Origin of the sequence: Roseivirga seohaensis (assembly GCF_001592945.1) — a bacterium.
Lineage (GTDB): Bacteria > Bacteroidota > Bacteroidia > Cytophagales > Cyclobacteriaceae > Roseivirga > Roseivirga seohaensis.
Genome location: NZ_LRPB01000005.1, coordinates 130,695 through 150,261 on the forward strand (window position 1 = coordinate 130,695; position 19,567 = coordinate 150,261).

General features: G+C 39.3%; 15 protein-coding genes and 2 tRNA genes. 14 read left to right on the forward strand and 3 right to left on the reverse strand.

Annotated elements, in window-relative coordinates; all coding sequences use genetic code 11:
- The first annotated feature begins 471 nt into the window (after positions 1-471).
- From AWW67_RS03155 to AWW67_RS18865, 9 genes are read left to right on the forward strand one after another with little or no spacing between them, the layout of a single operon-like run.
- Complete coding sequence (locus AWW67_RS03155) at positions 472-3,534, forward strand: type I restriction endonuclease subunit R (protein ID WP_062300199.1); 3,063 nt, start codon at positions 472-474, stop codon at positions 3,532-3,534.
- Positions 3,531-5,168, forward strand: coding sequence for an HsdM family class I SAM-dependent methyltransferase (locus tag AWW67_RS03160; RefSeq protein ID WP_062300201.1), 1,638 nt, complete (start codon positions 3,531-3,533; stop codon positions 5,166-5,168). The genes AWW67_RS03155 and AWW67_RS03160 overlap by 4 nt, the downstream gene beginning before the upstream one ends.
- The gene (locus tag AWW67_RS03165; protein ID WP_062300203.1) at positions 5,165-6,445 is read left to right on the forward strand and encodes a restriction endonuclease subunit S; all 1,281 of its coding nucleotides are present in this window, start codon (positions 5,165-5,167) and stop codon (positions 6,443-6,445) included. The genes AWW67_RS03160 and AWW67_RS03165 overlap by 4 nt, the downstream gene beginning before the upstream one ends.
- A gap of 14 nt (positions 6,446-6,459) precedes the next feature.
- A complete protein-coding gene (locus AWW67_RS03170; RefSeq protein ID WP_062300204.1) occupies positions 6,460-8,310 on the forward strand; it encodes an ATP-dependent nuclease in 1,851 nt (616 codons plus the stop codon).
- A gap of 10 nt (positions 8,311-8,320) precedes the next feature.
- Positions 8,321-8,848, forward strand: a complete 528-nt coding sequence (locus AWW67_RS03175) for a hypothetical protein (protein WP_062300205.1) — start codon at positions 8,321-8,323, stop codon at positions 8,846-8,848.
- A gap of 41 nt (positions 8,849-8,889) precedes the next feature.
- Entirely contained in the window at positions 8,890-9,429 is a 540-nt protein-coding gene (locus AWW67_RS03180; protein ID WP_062300207.1) for a SpvB/TcaC N-terminal domain-containing protein, read from the forward strand.
- 4 nt (positions 9,430-9,433) lie between these two features.
- The gene (locus AWW67_RS03185; protein ID WP_062300209.1) at positions 9,434-9,877 is read left to right on the forward strand and encodes a helix-turn-helix transcriptional regulator; all 444 of its coding nucleotides are present in this window, start codon (positions 9,434-9,436) and stop codon (positions 9,875-9,877) included.
- Entirely contained in the window at positions 9,877-10,317 is a 441-nt protein-coding gene (locus AWW67_RS03190) for a hypothetical protein (protein ID WP_062300210.1), read from the forward strand. Before AWW67_RS03185 ends, AWW67_RS03190 begins: the two co-directional genes overlap by 1 nt.
- Positions 10,314-10,493: a hypothetical protein gene (locus AWW67_RS18865; protein ID WP_141655371.1), complete on the forward strand. Its 180-nt coding sequence runs from the start codon at positions 10,314-10,316 to the stop codon at positions 10,491-10,493. The genes AWW67_RS03190 and AWW67_RS18865 overlap by 4 nt, the downstream gene beginning before the upstream one ends.
- A 455-nt stretch (positions 10,494-10,948) precedes the next feature.
- On the opposite strand, the gene AWW67_RS03195 is transcribed toward AWW67_RS18865, so the two are convergent.
- Positions 10,949-11,022 (reverse strand) — tRNA-Arg (locus tag AWW67_RS03195).
- Between the two features lie 147 nt (positions 11,023-11,169).
- Here AWW67_RS03195 and AWW67_RS03200 point away from each other — a divergent pair.
- The 5 genes from AWW67_RS03200 to AWW67_RS03220 all read left to right on the forward strand — a co-directional run bounded on the left by AWW67_RS03200 (position 11,170) and on the right by AWW67_RS03220 (position 17,899).
- Positions 11,170-12,066, forward strand: coding sequence for an aldo/keto reductase (locus AWW67_RS03200; RefSeq protein WP_062300212.1), 897 nt, complete (start codon positions 11,170-11,172; stop codon positions 12,064-12,066).
- Between the two features lie 77 nt (positions 12,067-12,143).
- Complete coding sequence (locus AWW67_RS03205) at positions 12,144-12,839, forward strand: DUF2461 domain-containing protein (RefSeq protein WP_062300213.1); 696 nt, start codon at positions 12,144-12,146, stop codon at positions 12,837-12,839.
- 31 nt (positions 12,840-12,870) lie between these two features.
- The gene (locus AWW67_RS03210) at positions 12,871-13,524 is read left to right on the forward strand and encodes a DUF2461 domain-containing protein (RefSeq protein ID WP_053224686.1); all 654 of its coding nucleotides are present in this window, start codon (positions 12,871-12,873) and stop codon (positions 13,522-13,524) included.
- A 78-nt stretch (positions 13,525-13,602) separates the two neighbouring features.
- A complete protein-coding gene (locus tag AWW67_RS03215; RefSeq protein WP_062300215.1) occupies positions 13,603-16,833 on the forward strand; it encodes a S41 family peptidase in 3,231 nt (1,076 codons plus the stop codon).
- Between the two features lie 196 nt (positions 16,834-17,029).
- Positions 17,030-17,899: an ABC transporter substrate-binding protein gene (locus AWW67_RS03220; RefSeq protein WP_062300217.1), complete on the forward strand. Its 870-nt coding sequence runs from the start codon at positions 17,030-17,032 to the stop codon at positions 17,897-17,899.
- 4 nt (positions 17,900-17,903) lie between these two features.
- Here AWW67_RS03220 and AWW67_RS03225 read toward each other — a convergent pair whose 3' ends face one another.
- Both AWW67_RS03225 and AWW67_RS03235 read right to left on the reverse strand, forming a co-directional pair.
- Positions 17,904-18,548 carry a hypothetical protein gene (locus AWW67_RS03225; RefSeq protein WP_062300218.1) on the reverse strand — a complete coding sequence of 215 codons (645 nt, stop codon included), beginning with the start codon at positions 18,546-18,548 and terminating at the stop codon, positions 17,904-17,906.
- A 595-nt stretch (positions 18,549-19,143) separates the two neighbouring features.
- A tRNA-Pro gene (locus AWW67_RS03235) sits at positions 19,144-19,217 on the reverse strand.
- Between the last annotated feature and the right edge of the window lie 350 nt (positions 19,218-19,567).

The window sequence follows — 19,567 nt, forward strand, 5'->3', positions numbered from 1 at the left end:
AATGGGTAAGAAAAGTAAACCTATTTCCATTTCTCTCATAGTGACTGGCAGAAGAATAGGAGTGGTTTGCTAGCTCATTTGATGACATCCATCCTGTTGGTGAAGAACACGCAACAAAGGCGGGCTTTGGTGCCAAATCAGTGAAATCCCGTAATCCATCAAACCTGTGATGCAGACAAAAAAAGTAGAAACACAGATTCATAAGGATTAAAGGATGGCACAGATGCCTGCCTAAACCTTCTCTACACCTTACAATCAGCGTAATCCCGAAATTCAACTAATCTGCGATACAGACGGAATGAGCCGCGGTCTGACCTGCGGTGCCGACCGCCTAACTTCCAACCTCTAACTCCACCCAAAACAGCCCACCTATTAAATAATTCACATACTGCAATAAGCCAATTCTAAATTCATTCACTTATATTGTTGGAGAAACTACCAAAATATTATTTTTTGATATAGGCGCTCTTGATGAAATTCAACGAAGACAGCAGAGTAAAAATACCAGCCATTCTCCATTTGATGAGATTGGGCTATAATTACTTATCCCTAAAAACTACCAGTTGGGATTATACAACCAATATTTTTAAAAGTATTTTTGATGAAAGCATTAGCCGAATCAACGCTAATAATTCAGAATTAGACCTTGATGGCTTATATAATCAAATAGCGCTAGACCTTGAAAACGAAGACTTAGGAAAAGCCTTTTATGAAAGACTGATTGACCGTTCTGGGGTTAGGCTCATTGATTTTGACAATTTCGAAAACAACAGTCTTCATGTAGTTACCGAATTACCTTACGAGAAAGATGACGACAGCTTTAGACCCGACATCATCATACTCATTAATGGTATGCCGCTTTCATTTATTGAGGTGAAAAAGCCCAATAACCTTGACGGCATACAAGCGGAGCACAAACGAATGAAAACGCGCTTCCAGAATAAGAAATTCAGAAAGTTTGTCAACCTTACGCAGTTCATGGTCTTTTCCAATAACATGGAATATGACGATGAAAACCCTATTCCAATTGAAGGGGCATTTTATGCCAGCCCTTCCTATCAAGAATCAGTGTTCAATTACTTTAGAGAAGATAAAGACTATAAAGTCATTCCTGACTTGCAAGAGCTCAGTAATGAGCAAGAGCTTTTCGTCTTAAAAGACAATAACCTCCTGAGCATAAAAGATTCATCTGAATTTGCGCTGAACAAGGATACCAACACGCCTACCAATAGAATCATTAGCTCTTTATACTCCAAAGAGCGACTCGCTTTTATTCTTGAATTCGCTTTGGCTTATGTGAAAGAATCAACAGGCTTTGAGAAGCATATCATGCGTTATCCGCAGCTATTTGCGACACAAGCGATTGAGCGCACGCTGGTGAATGGCGGTAAGAAAGGCATTATTTGGCACACACAAGGAAGCGGAAAAACGGCTCTCACTTTCTACAATGTCAAATACTTAAAGCACTACTTCGGCAAAAGAAATATTATTCCAAAATTCTACTTCATTGTTGATAGAATTGACCTGCTCATTCAGGCAGGCCGAGAATTTAAAAGCAGAGGATTAATTGTTCATACCATTGACTCAAAGGAAGACTTTGTTCAAGACATTAAAGCAAACATTGCCTTACACAATGACACCGGCAAAGCAGAAATTACCGTGGTCAACATTCAAAAATTCAAAGATGATCCATCGGTAGTCTCCAATAGAGATTATCAACTGAATGTACAACGGGTCTACTTTTTAGATGAAGTACACAGAAGCTACAACCCCAAAGGCAGCTTTTTGGCAAACCTTAATCAGTCAGATGCTGAAGCCATTAAAATTGGGCTTACTGGTACGCCACTTTTGGGTGACGATTACAACTCTCGCTCGCTCTTCGGGGGCTACATTCATAAATACTACTATAACTCCTCTATCGCTGATGGCTACACCTTACGATTGATTCGGGAAGAGATTGAGACTTCTTATCAGTTGGCTTTACAAAAGGCATTAGAAGACATTAAAATTTTAGAAGGCGAAGGAAAACGCAAGTTCGTTTATGCTCACCCGAAGTTTGTGGAGCCCATGCTCGACTACATCATCGAAGACTTTCAAAATTCTAGGCTTCGCTTTGACGAGAATTCCATTGGAGGAATGGTGATTTGCGATTCCTCGGAACAAGCCAAGGAGCTTTTCAGAATTTTTCAAGAAAAACATGAGGTCACCGAACCGCTTTACCTAGCTGCTGATGACCCAGAAAGCTATGGCAAGAAAAGAGCCCATGAGCGAAAAGTTAAAACAGCTGCGCTTATACTTCACGATGTCGGAACGAAAGACGATAGAAAAGCGAAAGTTGAGGAGTTCAAAGAAGGTAAAATAGATTTTCTGTTTGTCTACAATATGCTTTTGACTGGCTTCGATGCCAAGCGTTTGAAAAAGCTTTACATCTGCCGAGTGATTAAATCGCATAACCTATTGCAAGCCCTCACTCGGGTAAACAGAACCTACAAAGATTTCCGCTATGGCTATGTAGTAGACTTTGCCGACATTCAAAAAGAGTTCGACAAGACCAATAGAGATTACTTTAATGAACTACAGAGCGAACTTGGTGATGAAATTGAGCATTACAGTAACCTGTTTAAATCGAAGGAAGAGATTGAGTCTGACATAGAAGAGATCAAGGACACGCTCTTCTATTTTGACACCAACAATGCGGAGGCTTTCTCTAGGCAAATCAACCAGATCAATGATCGGCAGGAAATGCTGAATATTGCCAAGGCATTGAATACGGCCAAGAGTCTGTATAACCTCATTCGCTTAACAGGTAATTATGAGTTATTGGAAAAGCTAGACTTTAAACTGTTGAACAAACTTGCTACAGAGGCCAACAATCGCTTACAGTTGATTAACCTGAAGCAGAACCTAGATGCTAACGAGGATACTACGAACCTGCTCAATGTAGCTTTGGAAGATGTAATCTTCGCCTTTACTAAAATTAGGGAGGAAGAAATGGTATTGGCCGATAAGTTGAAAAATACTCTGCAACGCACGCGCGAAATGTTAGGCGGCAACTTCGACCCGAAAGACCCTAACTTTATCAGCTTGAAAGAGGAATTGGAAAGACTCTTTAAAAAGAAAAACCTGAGCGAAGTAACCAAGGAAGAAATGGAACAAAACATTAAAGCCTTGAATGCCATTTATGACTCCGCCAAGGAAATGGAGCGTAAAAACCAACTTTTACGGGCCAAATATGCCAATGACGCTAAATACGCGCGTATTCATAAACGCCTTATGGAAAAAGACCCTTTAACTGATAAGGAAACCAAATTATTAGAGATGTTGCAAAGCATAAAATCAGAGGTTGACAACCACATTATGCAAAACGCCAATATTTTAAGCAACGAAAGCTTTGCAGAGAAGATGATGGCGCGTATTGTTGTGAATCAAATCAGAAATAAATTTAACATGAATGTGAATGCAGAACAATCAAAACGCATTTATCACATGATCGCCAAAGAATACCTCAACGAGTTTAACGGAAGAGCAGCATGACAGAGACCATCGCTTTTGAAAGCAAGACAAAAGCATTAATAGATAATTTAAAGAGCGTTTGCGCCAATTATGGCCTGGGCAACGATGGCAATGAATTCAAAATCATTACACAGACTTTCTTATATAAATTCTTAAACGACAAGTTCATTTATGAGGTAAAACAGCTCGATGCATCCATTGCCGATGCCAAAGACTGGGAAGAAGCCATTCGCAATTATGATGCAGACGAATATGAGCTTTTGATGCTACAGCTGAGCGAAAGCACAGCCCAGATAAAGCCAGATCAATTTATCTCTTCCCTATTTGCTAGGCAGAACGAACCTAACTTTGCAGACTTATTCGACAATACCCTTATAGAAATTGCCAGAGAAAACAGCGATATCTTCTCGGTGATTACAGAAGGCGGACAAAAGATTGTGCTCTTTGAAAACATAAGCAAGTATGTAACCGATAAGCGAGACGATTTTTGCCGAGCCATCATCAACAAACTGGTAGGCTTTAGTTTTGAGCGCATCTTCAAAGAAAAGTTCGATTTCTTTGCTACCATTTTTGAATACCTGATTAAAGACTATAACACCAACAGTGGCGGCAAGTATGCAGAGTACTTTACACCCCATGCCGTTTCTAAAATAATGGCGCGTTGCCTTGTACAAGGCGAAGTGAGTAATGCCACTTGTTACGACCCTTCGGCAGGTTCGGGCACGCTGCTGATGAATTTGGCCCACCAGATTGGCGAAGACAAATGCACAATTTACTCTCAAGATATTTCGCAGAAATCTTCTAACCTGCTCAGGTTGAATTTGATTTTGAATAACCTCGTGCATTCCATCCCCAATATTGTAAAGGGTAATACCATTTCCGACCCTTTCCATAAAGAGAGCAATGGCAAACTAAAGCAGTTCGACTATATCGTTTCCAACCCGCCTTTTAAACTAGATTTTTCTGACTACAGAGATGACCTAGACAGCAAGGCCAACCACGAGCGTTACTTTGCAGGCATACCCAATGTGCCAAAGAAGAAGAAGGAATCAATGGCCATTTATCTGCTCTTTTTGCAGCACATTATGTTCTCGCTCAACGATAAAGGCAAGGCAGCCATTGTAGTGCCTACGGGCTTTATTACTGCCCAAAGTGGTATTGATAAAAAGATCAGGCAAAAACTGGTAGAGAAAAAATGGCTGGCCGGAGTGGTGAGTATGCCCAGTAATATTTTTGCTACCACAGGCACCAATGTATCTATTCTGTTTTTAGACAAAGAAAATAAGGGTGATGTGGTGCTCTTAGATGCCTCTAACCTAGGCACCAAAGTAAAGGTGGACGACAAGAACCAGAAGACTGTACTTTCTGCGGAAGAAGAAGACCAAATCATTAACACCTTTAACAATAAGGATGCCTTAGACGACTTTTCAGTGGTGGTAAGCTATGAAGACATTGCGGCCAAAAACTACAGCCTAAGCGCAGGCCAGTATTTTGAAGTGAAGATTGACTATGTTGATATTACTGCTGAGGAGTTTCAAGAGAAACTAGCAGGTTTTAAAGTTGATTTGGGTGAACTCTTTGATGAGTCAAAAGAAATTGAGTCTAACATCAAAAACTCCTTACTTCAACTCAACTTAAATGAATCAAAAATATGATCCAGATTAAATTTGGAGAAATTGCAGAATTCAGGAACGGGTTGAACTTTGCCAAAGAAAGTCAGGGAAAAGGATGTTTACTTATCGGTATACCTGACTTCAAAGACAGATTTATACCACACTACGAAACTCTTACAGAGATAAATCCTTCTGGAATAACAAAGGCTGAAGACTTTTTAAAAAAGAATGATATACTTTTTGTTAGATCTAATGGAAATAAGGATCTAGTTGGACGCAGTCTATTTATCGACAAGAATATTAAAGCTCTTTATTCTGGTTTCTGTATTAGAGCGCGTCTTACTTCTGACTTAATCTCACCTATATTTTTAGCTTATTTTACCCGAACAAATAGATTCAAATCATTAATATCTTCTTCAGGGGGAACAAGTATTCAGAACCTTAATCAAGGAATACTTGCCAATGTTAAAATACCGCTATTCCCTAAAAAGGAACAGCAACAAATAGCCTCAGTCCTCTCTTCTCTTGACTCCAAAATCGAGCTGAATAATAAAATCAATGCGGAGTTAGAGGCCATGGCCAAACTGATTTATGACTATTGGTTTGTGCAGTTTGAGTTCCCCATAGAAGCAGCACTAGCTGCGAAGATGGGTGACTCTTCTTTAGCAGGCAAGCCTTATAAATCTTCAGGTGGGCCAATGGTTTATAATCAAGACTTGAAAAGGGAGATTCCTGAGGGTTGGGAAGTTGATTCCTTGGGTAACTATGCTGTTGTAAAAAAGGGGACGTTAGTCACTGAAAAAACAGCAGATACCTCGGGCAAGATTAAGGTAGTATCAGCCGGTCTCGACTATTCGTATTTTCATTCGAAATCCAATTATGAAGCTAATACAATCACAATAAGTGCTTCAGGAGCAAGTGCTGGATATATCAATTTTTGGAGAGAGCCAATTTTTGCATGCGATTGCACGACTGTTCGGGGAGAATCTGATTCTGTTACTCTTCTTGTATTAGGGTTTCTCAAAATGCGTCAAGCGTATATTTATCAGCAGGCAAGAGGATCTGCACAACCACATGTTTATCCAAAAGATATTGAAGGTTTAAAGATTGCTATTCCACCAAAGTCTCTTATTGAGGATTTTGGCGCTATTGTGGTTCCCGGTAATCAAACTATTACGATAAACCTAAAACAAAACCAAGAACTCAGCTCATTGCGCGATTGGTTATTACCCATGCTCATGAACGGTCAAGTAACTATTAAAGAAGCTGAGGAGCAGTTGAGTATGGCTGCGGAGGAAAGGGGGGATTATGGGAAGTAAAAGAAGAAATAAACATGCACATATCGAAAATCTACATCAAAAACTTCAAATGTCTCCAAGAAATCTCAATTGATACAAACGAGTCATTTAATGTCATTATTGGGGAAAACAACCAAGGCAAGAGTACAATCTTTGAAGCCCTTCAACTGTGGTATAGATGCTATCATAGATACATTCAAACGAACAGGATTAAATTCTATGTTGGCAACAACATGTATATTCCTTTCAGAGATTTAGACTTTCTAAGATTCTGGAGAGATACTGATCTATTTAATAAATATCCTTATGATTCTGTCATAAGGCTAACACTTCACCATAATGGAGTCGATCATGACTTAGCATTCAATATCAACAGGCCAAAAGTTATTGCTGATTCTTATCTAAGAGTTGCAAAAGGGAATAATCAGGCTTTTAAAGTTTTTGCACAGGCTATGAAAGACAATAGCATCAAGCTAGATGAAGCAATATTCCTTTATGAAACGTCCCCAATTTCCAGAATCCTTGGTGAAGAACCCTATATGACCAGAGGGCAGGTTAATCGTAAAATAATGCTAGGTAAGTCTCAAGATGTTTTACGGAACAAGATTGTCAAGCATAATCACCTTGACAAACTTAATGATCAAGTGAGCGAGGTAATGGGATCGGCCTTCGTGTTTCAACACGTTAACTCATCTAGGCAAGAGAACGAAGAATACATTGATCTTCAGGTGAAGCATACCGGTAAGCAACATGAATTGCATATGCAAGGCAGTGGTCTTTTGCAAGTGATAGAAATATTTGGAACATTAGATTACGCAGCCGCAGAGCTTAACATATTGCTCATAGATGAACCAGATAGTCATATTCATTTAGTCCTACAAAAAAGGCTTATGAAAAGCCTAAGAGACTTGGCGGATAATCAAACATTCATTATTAGTCACAATGATGCTTTCGTAAGTGAATGCAATAATGGCGAACTATTCTATCTGAATAATGAAGCTAAGCTTCAAAAGGAGTTAAAAGCTTTAGAGGATTTTGATCTTGTCAAGAAGGACTTTGGAAGCCCGATTTTGGCTCTTCAAAAGCTCAATGAAGCTAATCATGTTGTTTTCGTTGAAGGTTCTGATGATGTCAAAAACATTAAACTTCTTCTGGAAAATTTTAAAGCTGCTGGAGAAATTCCCGCTACTAGTGTTCCTGCTAATTGTCAATTCTTTTCCATTAGAGGAAAGGACAGATTAGTTGATAAACTAGATCATAATAAAAGGACACTTAGCCAACTCTTCAAAGACAAGAAATATGTTGTTATCACGGATAAAGACTTTACTACTCTCTTAGACAGTCAGTCATTGAATACATCAATTGAGTCAAGATTGAGAGGAAATTCAATTGCCTTTTCTCATGACGGATATTGCTTAGAATCAACACTATTCTCAGACCTCAATCTTCTGTATTGCTATTTGGCATTTGTCAGTGGTAAAACTGAAACTGAAATTCGAATTTCATCAGAAACCTACCTTGAAGAACTAAGGAGGAATCTCAATAGTGTCTCGACAGCCGATTATTCAACAATGAAGCAAAAGTTCATTTCTCAAAAAAGGAATAGAGGCGAGTTAGCTAACACAGAATTTGACGATGTAATGGCTGACGTTACTCAGAATATAAATTCCTTAAAATTCATAATGAATAAGGGACAAATACGAAAATTTATAGAGCACTTAGAGATTGATCTGAACATTGCGCTGGTTACCCCTTCGCCTGATGACACAGACGAGAATTATTGTGCCAGTTTCTTTCAAGACTATTGTAATTCTCTTTCTCAGCACCACATTACGTTTCAAAACCACAAAATTCTGTTAAACAATGTTTACGATCTAAACCTCTAAAATTGATATCATGAACATAACCGAATTAAAGAATAAGCTAATCGCGGATATTTCAGCTGTCAACGACAAGGAGCTATTACTTCAACTGAAAAGTTTGATGGAAAAGAAGACAACTCCGACAGTAATAATTCAAGCTAGCCTTTCAGAAATACTAGAATTAAAGGTAAAAGGCACTGATCCTATATTTGTTCAGCTTGATCATCACAACGCGGAAGTAAAAACTTGGAAGCAGCTTTTCATAACAGTTACCAGTTGGATTTTAGATGATAATAATATTGGTCTGTTAAAAGAACCTATTCCTGATCATTACGGAAAAACCAAGTACGCCATCAACAATGAGCCTTTTCATGCCAATGGTAAACCGTTTAGTAACCAAGTAAAACAAGGGCAGCTTTTTTTGGAAGGCCATAGAAGTACAGAGGAACAATTAAAGACTCTTCAATACATTTTCAAATATTTTAATTTGAATAGTAGCAGCTTAAAAATCAGCTTTTTAGGCTCTCCAAATCCAAATCAACCCTTAACTGGCTCTATTTAAAGTAGCTTTCGAACTAAAACATAAACCTGTAGGTTGATAAAATGAATATTGTTAGTATCTTCGAGCGCTCAAAGGATTGTCTTTATGCAGTTTTGTATGAAGGTGAAGCATTAGATGCTCTAAGAAACTTACAAGAACAATGGAGCGATTATGAAGAACTTAGAAAGTTCTTCATTCAATACAAAAAGGATTATGAAGCTTATTACGGCAAAACCAAGATCAATGAGATTGTTGAAAAAGCAGTTGATGATGCCGATAATTTGTTCGAATGGCTATTCGAATTAGCAGAAGATGAAACTGGTAATAACCTTAACCAGTTTTTCAAACCACTACACAACAAAGAAAAAGATACCGTTTATGATCTACAGCAACTCAAAGCTTACGGAAATCAACACAATTCATTTTTACGCGTCTATGCCATTAGATATGGCAACTCTTTCGTTATCACAGGTGGTGCTATAAAGCTCACTGACGGAATGATTGAAAGGCCGCATACAAAAGCGGAACTTTACAAACTTGATTTAGTTAAGAAATACCTTGAAGAAGGTGAAGATGCAGAATTCGTCTATTTAGATATTTGATATCATGAGCAAGATCGAAGAAAAATTAAATAAACTCGCAGCAGAGAACCCAGTATCAGACTGGAAAAAGCAAATTGAGTATCGCAAAGCCAACAAAGGCTGGTTGAAAAAATCAGGCCGCGTGGCATTGCGCGTTTTAGATGCGCTTGACGACAAAGGTTGGAGTCAGGCAGAGTTAGCTCGTCAATTAGAGGTTAGTCCACAACAAGTCACGAAAATTGTAAAAGGCCAAAGTGATTTCAAGTTCTCCACCATTGACAAATTGGAGAAGGTGTTGGGCATTCAGTTACAAGCCATTTTGTTTTCTGATGAGATTGTCATTAAAAAGGAACGTAAAGAATACTTGGAAAACGAGGTTTTCTCTAAAAGGCAAGCTTTGGAAAGTTTTGGAAAATCACTGGCTCATTCAACACATAGGTCTGAAAAGAGGTATTTAAAGGTAGCCTAATGAATAAGGAATTGTCTATACCATTTGCTTTAAGAGCTATTGAAACTCATCAGTTTGCTATTCTAGAAGAAAACTACTCGGAAGAGGCGCAAGGTGAACTGTTGGTTAGTGTTAATGTCGGAGCATCAGATGAGATTTGCGGTGTATCAATTTTCTTTGAAGTAAGATTTAACTTTAATGACAATCCTCTTATCATTCTTGAAATTGAATGTCAGTTTGAAGTTGAGGAGTCTGCTTATAAAGCATTCGTGAGTGAAGGGAATGAGCAGATAATTATCCCTAAAGAGTTTTGTCAACACCTCGGTGTAATAACGGTCGGTACAGCTCGAGGAGTTCTTTACGAAAAACTTAAGGATACAGAATTTGATTTTATTTTATTGCCGACAGTTGATTTAACAGTTCAACTTTCAGAAGATGTAGTATTAACAAAGGACAAATGAAAAGCCCAATCACTGGCCTACCGATGCGCTTAAGCTCAGAAGTCAGGAATCTCCCCTTCCAAAACACTATCGTTCAGATTGATTATCAATTCTATCTGTGCAACACCACAGGCGAGAGGTTTGTCACCACAACCCTAGATGAGTTGAACTTACAGCGTTTAAAGCAAGCTAGGTAGTTTTTTATACCTAGGAGAATCGAAATCAGGATAATAAGCACCCTCAATTTGTTGATGAAAAACACACAGCAAAAGCGGGCTTTGGTGCCAAATCAGTGAAATCCCGTAATCCATCAAATCTGTGATGCAGACAAAAAAGTGGAAGCACAGATGATAAGGATTTATATCGTCTTAGAACTTCTGGGGAGCTAAGGGTGTATTTTGTTGAGTCTATACTTGTGTTGTACTTAATCTCTTAAAAAACAAAAACCCCACTGAAATTATCAGAGGGGTTTAAAAGTGATCCTTCAGGATCGCCCCGAAGCTTCGGGGCTGAAACCTACTGCTTAGAAGGCAGTTGCTCTATCCTCCCGAAACTTCGGGAGAGCTAAGGGACTTTTTTTTGTTCAGAATTAGACCATTTTCAGTATCCTGAAAAGAAAAACCCCAACTCAAAATGAATTGGGGTTTAAAAGTGATCCCTTCAGGAATCGAACCTGAAACCTACTGCTTAGAAGGCAGTTGCTCTATCCAATTGAGCTAAGGGACCGTTAAGTTGCTCTATCCTTCCGAAGTTTCGGAAGAGCTAGGTACCAATCCGCTTTTCAAAAGCGAGTGCAAATATATGAAAATCGATTTTCTTTTGGCAAGTTGAACCTTGAATTTATTTACGCACAATGCTGTTTAATTTTTTACGATGAAATATAGAGCACTAAAAAATACAGAATTACATATCAGTGAAATCGCATTCGGCTGTATGTCAATGGATTTGAGTCGAAAGGATAATGATGAGTTGATCCACGCTGCCATTGATGGCGGAATAAATTATTTTGACACTGCCGACCTTTATGACCAAGGGAAGAACGAAGAAGCCCTTGGGCGAGCATTAAAAGGAAAAAGATCGGAGGTGATTGTGGCAACAAAAGTAGGTAATCAACTAAGAGCGGATGGCAGCGGTTGGGATTGGAATCCTTCAAAAGACTATATTCTGAAAGCCGTTGATCAGAGCTTGAAAAGACTTCAAACGGATTACATCGATTTGTATCAGTTGCATGGCGGAACTATAGAAGACTCGATCAGCGAAGTGATAGAAGCTTTTGAACAATTGAAGGCCGAAGGTAAAATCAGAAATTACGGCATCTCTTCCATTCGCCCCAATGTAATTCGGGAATATGTGTCCAATTCAACTATTGTCAGCGTAATGATGCAATACAGTTTACTCGACAGAAGGCCCGAAGAGGAAATGCTGAACCTTTTGGAAAGTAATAAGGTGGGCGTTATGGCACGTGGTGGTCTAGCAAAAGGGTTATTGGCAGGTAAAGGACCGGAAGCTTTCCTTAATTATAAGTTGCGAGAAATCGAATTGCTGGTCAACGAAATGAAGAAGTTTACGGATGACAAAACGAAACTGTCGCATGTGGCTTTGCAATGGGTATTGAGTCACTCTGCTGTAACCAGTGCCGTGGTGGGAATTCGAACTAAAGAACAGCTCAAAGAAGCTTTGACTTATGTTGAATCGACTGCTATTGAAAAAGCTAAGTTCGATGAATTAGGAAAGGTATTGCCGCCAGCTCTGTACCAAGCGCATCGATAAGTGTAAAATGTCCCAAATTCAGCAGGTCATTCGTTTAGTAAATGTTAGTTTTAGTTGAAATATCAAACCATTGATTCATGAACATCAGTCCCCCCAATTTCTCTTTTTTGAAAAAATTATCAGAAAACAATAACCGCGAATGGTTTACGGCCAATAAAAAGGAATACGAACAAGCGCATGAAAATGCGATTTCTGTAGCCGATGCTTTGTTGTCTGGGCTTTCGGAACATGATCAAATCACTACACACACAGGTAAAAAGAGCTTGATGCGTATTTATAGAGATGTACGTTTTTCGAAAGATAAAAGTCCTTATAATCCACGTTGGGCTGGAAGTTTCAATCGATCCAAACCAGCCTTGAGAGGTGGTTATTACTTCCATTTACAGCCAGGCGGAAACACTGTAGTGGGCGGAGGTTTCTATAAGCCCAATGCCGATGATATCAAACTTATTCGTGATCACATTGCTATGGATGATGAACCTTTAAGGAAAGTAATATCCGATCCTAAGTTCATGAAAACCTTTGGAGGCTTGCAAGGTGAACAGTTGAAAACCGCACCAAAAGGCTTTGAGAAAGATCATCCTTCCATAGATTTATTAAGATATAAATCCATGTACGTGTTCAAAAGCTTCTCCGATAAGGAAGTAACTTCCCCCGACTTTGTGGAAAATGCCCTGTCTGTATTTTTGGCCTTGCGTCCTTTTTTCGATGTAATGACAGAGTACCTCACGACTGATTTAAACGGAATTTCTCTTATCGAAAATCAAGCATAAACTTTAAGCGGAAAAACGGGTAGTAAGTAGCATGGCAAGAAAAGTGATTTTTGAATTTTTAGAACAGCTCAGTGCAAACAATTCTAAAGAGTGGATGGACGCTAACAGGGCTTGGTATGAAGAAGCCAAAAGCGAAGTAGTCAATCTGTTCGAGCCTATTTTAGCTTCGCTGAAGGAAATCGACCCAAGAATTGTGCAGCCTTCAGCCAGAAAAGCCATTAGTAGAATCAATAACAACTTGATGTTTCACCCTGAAAGGCCTACTTATAAAAACCATTTTGGAGTAGTGTTTGGGCATGGGAAGGGCTTGGCCGATTTCTATGTACACTTGGGCACTGATGAAACCTTAATGGCGGGCGGAATTTGGCATCCAGACAGTGAAAGGCTCAAGAAAATAAGAACTGAAATTGATTACGAAGGACACAAGCTGATGAAAACCTTAAATGCCGAACCCTTTAAAAGTTGGTTTCATTTCTATACAGAAGGAGCACTAAAAACTGCACCAAAGGGCTATTCGCAAGACCATGAGTTTATTGAGTTGCTAAGGCTGAAAAGTATTGCAGCCATGCGGCCAATTTCAAGGAAAGACATTCTTTCTGATGGTTTTCATGACATGGTAATTGAATCTTATGCGGCCATTTTACCCATGATCGACTTTTTGAACGTTGCTTTATTGGATGATTAGTTTTCGACTTTAGGGGCTTTGACATTAGCTGCGATTTGATTTTTTTCATAGCTTCACCCTCTTCAAAACAACCCTGATATGAAAAAACAACTCATCACATTTTTAATGTTGGTTTCGGTAGGGCTTTTCGCCCAAAATGCACCAAACTGGCTTCGTTATCCGGTCATCTCTCCAGATGGCACAACAATAGTTTTTACCTACAAAGGTGATCTTTATAAAGTAAGTACCAATGGAGGCGATGCCACTCAACTTACTTTTCACGAATCGCATGATTTTATGCCTGTTTTCAGCAAAGATGGAAAAACCATCGCTTTTGCTTCGGACCGTTATGGCAACTTTGATGTATTCACTATGGACATCCGTGGAGGAGAAGCAAATCGCATTACCTTCCATTCAAATGATGAGCAGCCTTTCTCTTTTTCTGCCGATAATAAATCGGTTTTGTTCGGAGCGTTAAGACAAGATTTGGCCGAACACAGACAGTATCCTCATGGCTCTCAGTCTGAATTATACTCGGTTCCAGTAGCTGGAGGGCGTGTAGACCAAGTTTTTACTTTTCCAGCAGAGTATGTGCAGGTAAATAAAAGCGGAAGCCAGATGGTTTACCACGATAAAAAAGGAGGCGAAAATGAATTTCGTAAGCATCAAAAATCTGCTATTGCCCGTGATATTTGGGTATATGATAAAAAGACGGATTCACACAAAATGATTACTTCTTATGAAGGAGAAGACCGCCAGCCGATTTATAGCCAAGACGAGAAAAGCCTTTACTTTTTAAGCGAAGAAAGTGGCAATTTCAATGTGCACAAGCTTTCGCTAGACAACCCTTCTGCAAGAACTCAACTAACGAATTTCAAAACTCACCCGGTTCGTTTCCTAAGCATGGGCGGAGACATTTTAAGCTTTGGCTACGATGGCGAATTATACACCATGAAAGAAGGGCAACAACCAAAAAAGCTTTCTGTGAATATTGTTACTCAAAACAAAGCCAATATCGATAAGTTCATTTCTATTAATGGTGGTGTGGGCGAAATGGCCATTTCACCTAATGGAAAAGAAATTGCATTTACTGCCCGTGGCGAAGTGTTTATAACTTCAGTAGACGGTTCTCTCACCAAAAGAATTACCAATACACCAGAGCAAGAAAGCTTCGTGACTTTTTCACCTGATGGAAAATCAGTGGTTTATGCCAGCGAAAGAGATGGACGATGGAGCATCTTCAAAACCACAAGAATTCGTGAAACCGAAGAGCCATTTTTCTTCGCTTCCACCTTATTAAAGGAAGAGCCTTTGGTGCAAAATAAGCTCGATAATTACCTTCCTAATTTTTCACCCGATGGAAAAAAACTAGCTTTTATTGAAGGAAGAAGAACTTTAAAGGTGTTGGATTTGGCTTCGAACAATACAACTACTCTGATGACCCCAGAAGATTTGTATCACATGGGTGATGGAGACCAGTCTTTCAGTTGGAGTCCCGACAGCAAATGGATTTTGTTCGATTGGGGAAAAACATTGAGCAATAGCGAAATTCTTCTATTAGCAGCTGATGGCTCTAAACGATTAAACCTTACTGAAAGTGGTTATGGAGACAGTAATCCTAAATGGGTGAATGATGGTAAGCAAATGATTTGGTTCAGTAACCGTGATGGCTTGAAGAGCTATGCCACCAGTGGTTCATCTCAACGCGATGTGTACAGTATGTTCTTCGATCAAGACGCTTGGGATAAGTATAACCTAAGCAAAGAAGATTACGACTTGATGAAGGAAATCGAAAAAGCAACGAAAAAAGATGAGGCTGAAGACAAGGAAAAAGACAAAGATAAGAAAGATGAGAAAGAGAAAGAAAAGGTGAAAGACCTCACTTTCGACTGGGATGACATGAAAGACCGTAAGGTGAGAATGACCATTCACTCTTCAAGTTTGGGAGATGCCGTACTTTCTAAAGATGGTGATAAACTGTATTACTTGGCGCGTTTTGAAAAAGGAATGAACCTTTGGAGTACGGATTTAAGAACCCGCGAAACTAAAATGGCAATGAAACTCGATGCAGGTTTTGGCAGCCTTACTTGGGATAAAGACAGAAAGAATCTTTACCTATTAAGTGGCGGTAGAATTTCTAAAATTGACCCAGAAAGTGGAAAGCGCGAAGGAGTGGATATAAAAGGAGAAATGAATTACGATGCCGTTGCAGAGCGTCAGTATATGTTTGACCATGTATACATTAGAACTAAGAATGTTTTTTACGAACCAACTTTCCACGGTATTGATTGGGAGCTGATGAGAAAAGAATATTCCAAATATTTGCCTTCAATAGGTAACTCATATGAATTCTCTGAATTGCTTTCAGAAATGCTCGGAGAACTAAATGTGTCACACTCTGGCGCCAGATACAGCACAAGTATTCCAAATGCCGATGCCACTGCTTCGCTGGGAATTTTTATGGACTATAAACACAAAGACGATGGTATTTTAATTACTGAAGTAATTAAAGGAGGACCGCTTGACAAAGCGAACCTCAATGTAACTAAAGGCATGATCATCGAAAAAATTGATGGAGAAACCATTGCTCAGAATGTGGATGTAGCCAAATACTTAAACCGTAAAGCGGATCAATTCACTTTGTTAGAAATCTATGATCCTGCAACTAAAAAGAGACAGCAAATTACCATGAAGCCTATTTCTTTAGGGGCTGAAAGAGGTTTGTTGTATGACCGTTGGGTGAAAATCAATGAGAAAGAAGTAGAAGAGAAGAGTAAAGGTCAGTTGGGCTATGTACATATTCCGGGTATGAGCGATGGCCCTTATCGTGATATTTACGAAGATATGATGGGTAAATTTTCTAATCGTAAAGCTGTTGTAGTCGATACACGATTTAATGGAGGAGGAGATTTGGTAGCTGATTTGGCCATGTTCTTCACAGGTGAACCATTTATTACTTATGCTACAGAAGCTAAAGTGGTAGGCGGAGAACCAACTTCTCGTTGGACAAAACCAACTTTAGCCATGTTCAACGAAAGTATGTATTCTGATGGTCACTGCTTTGCCAGTGGTTATACCGATCTTAAAATCGGTAAAACGGTGGGAATGCCAGTACCTGGTACCTGTAGTTTTGCTGGTTGGGAAGGTTTGCCCGATGGTGGAAGATGGGGAGTTGTACCTGTGAGTGCCAAAAATAAGGCAGGCGAATGGATGGAAAACAACCAAACCGAACCTCAGTTTAAGGTGAAGTTAATGCCAGGTGTTGTAGATAAAGGAAGAGATCAGCAGCTGGAAAAAGCCATTGAGGAATTGATGAAGGAGATCAGGTAAACTCATACTTGATCGTAAGCAAAAGCCTCTGTGAGTTAAATTACTCATAGAGGCTTTTTTTATTTCCACTCTTTCTCTAAAACCCTTAATTGATTTAATCTATCTCTTACCTCAGCAGCACGACATTCTTTCCATTTTTTGGGCGCTTTTCTCTGTGATTTTGGTGTTCTTTGCACCTCAAATTTTTTAAAGAGGAATGGTTGAGTTGAAAATTGGTGGGGTGCCAGAACATTTTAATATGCCTTGGCAACTATTGCTTGCCTCTGGAATACTTGAGAAATCTAGAATTACACCACATTGGGCCGATTATCACGGTGGTACTGGCCTTCTAGCGCAAGCTTTACACGATGGGGATTTAGACATTGGAATCTTGCTTACGGAAGGTGCTGTTCAAGGAATTGATAAAGGGAAAGCCTTCAAGATTTTTAGTTTCTATGTCGATTCTTCTTTAACCTGGGGGATTCATGTACCCGCTAATTCTGATTTTAAAACTGTTGCTGACATTGAAGGAAAACGCTATGCCATTAGCCGCTATGGTTCGGGCTCTCACTTGATGGCCATTATAGACGCAAAAGCAAGAGGCTGGTCTACGGAGGGTATGAAATTCGAAGTGATCGATAATTTGGCTGGTGCACGCGAGTCATTCAAATATGGCGATTCAGATGTTTTCTTCTGGGAGAAGTTCACGACCAAATCTTTAGTGGACAATGGAGAATTTAGAAGAGTAGGGGAGCGGAAAACGCCTTTCAGCTGCTTTGTAATCTGTGTGTCGGACAAGGCCTTTCAAGAAAAGAAAGAAGCCGTGTTAACAACTATAAATGCCTTGTTTCAGCAAGTAAATCAATTTATTGCTAGTGCTGATAAAGTTAAATTGATCAGCGACTTCTATCATTTAAAACCAGAAGATGTAGAAGCATGGCTCAAAGATGTAAACTGGACACCTCGTCCGCACCTTAACCCAGTAATGCTGCAAACCACCATCGACACTTTAAGAGTGCTTAATTTGGTGAACAGCGCTTTGTCTGTTGAGGATTTGATTGACAAAAGCTTTTTGACTGCCGAGTAGAAGGTTAGTCCTTACTTCCCAACCAAGCATGTCCTACTTTGAAAGAGTAATACTTTGTTACTTCATCGTCCTCTGATTTACTAACTGTTTTTCGATGTGGCTTTTTTAATTGTTTTTCAAAGGCCTTTTTCTCTGTTAGGAAATCTACTTCATCGTAATAGTCTTCAGGCTCGCCCAGATCATTACTGCTTAGATGCATTTCGTCTAGGCGGCATTCCCAATTGAAGCCATTAGGAAGGTTTTTGATTTGATGATCAGCCCGTGCTGTGTATTCTTGATCGGGATTAAAGAATGTGCTGTCATAGAAATGGAGAAAATCACCAATCGCACAGACCACCTGAGAGTTGGCAAAGTACGGGTCGATAAGCCATATTTTGAGGTAATAAGGTTCTCCCAATGCATCCAACTGCTTTTTCCATTCGGTATAGATATCGATCAAACCAGCAAGTATTTTTTGGCGGGTTTTACCTTTGGGTTGAGGGTATTCGCTGTTCAATAAAGTATAGTCGCAATAAGGACTCACCCAAATTTTTGTATGATCGCGCTGACTGCTTTTTAAGGACTCCATATTGAGTTTAAGATTTTCGTTCTTCCAAGTCTCAATGTCCTTCCATATACGATGGTGCCCTCTAAGTTTCTTAATTCTCATGCTCGGTCTATTGCGGAATGCTCTCTGATAAAATTGAGTGGGTAAGATAGTTAGACTTTTTCGCAAGGATGCAAGTAAGTCAAACTATCTACTCAGGTGATAAAATCATCTCTCTTTACAATATTGAGAGATTAAATTCTAAAACTTCTCAAACATGATCATGCATGATGACTTGCTTCCGTGAGATAAACGTCCCTTACATTTTGAGTATTCAAATTCTTTAAAAGTGACATATTGAAGTTTCCCGCATAAAGGACAGTTTACTTCAAAGGAAACACCATCAACTTCTTTGGCATAAATTTCCTTGAAATATTTGCCATGTTTTGTGGTTTTTAAAATCATATGGCAATCTGAAAATCTGAAATGACTTTTGTTAGGACAGTAATTTAGATTTGCTTTTGTAAGTGAGATTTTGAAGGTTAGCGATTTTCGATGGCCTTACTTAAGGGGAGTTAGAATACGAGCAAAAGATATAAATGCTTGTTCAGAATGTCGGGGTAGCGGCTCCGAAACTTCAAAGTGAACCCACTTTTCTTAATCAAGTCGGGGTAGCGGCTCCGAGATTTCGGACTGAACCTACTTTCCTCTAATTGAGTCGGGGTAGCGGGATTTGAACCCACGACCTCTCGCCCCCCAGACGAGCACGCTACCGGACTGCGCCATACCCCGATTAAGCTGCAATTATAATAATTTATACGATTATGAAATGTAATAAAATGGGAATTTTAGCGGGTGTACTTTCTAACCAAATATATAAGGCCGAGTGCTAAATAAAATCCACCAAACCAAAGAAAAGTACTGTCGGTTTCGCAACAGCTAAAGTAGAAATATGCTAGGGGTGTAAAGTAGCACAGGGCAGTAAGTAAAAATAATGGTACGGCTATTTTATGTGCCGGTTGTGCCGTCAGTTCAAATGTTTTTTCTTCCAAAACGCTAATAAAAAAGTAACCGCTTTCCTAAACTCAAGTGTTTGGCAAAAGGTTAGTTCCTTTTTACGAAAGGGAAATCTGCTTGTTTTT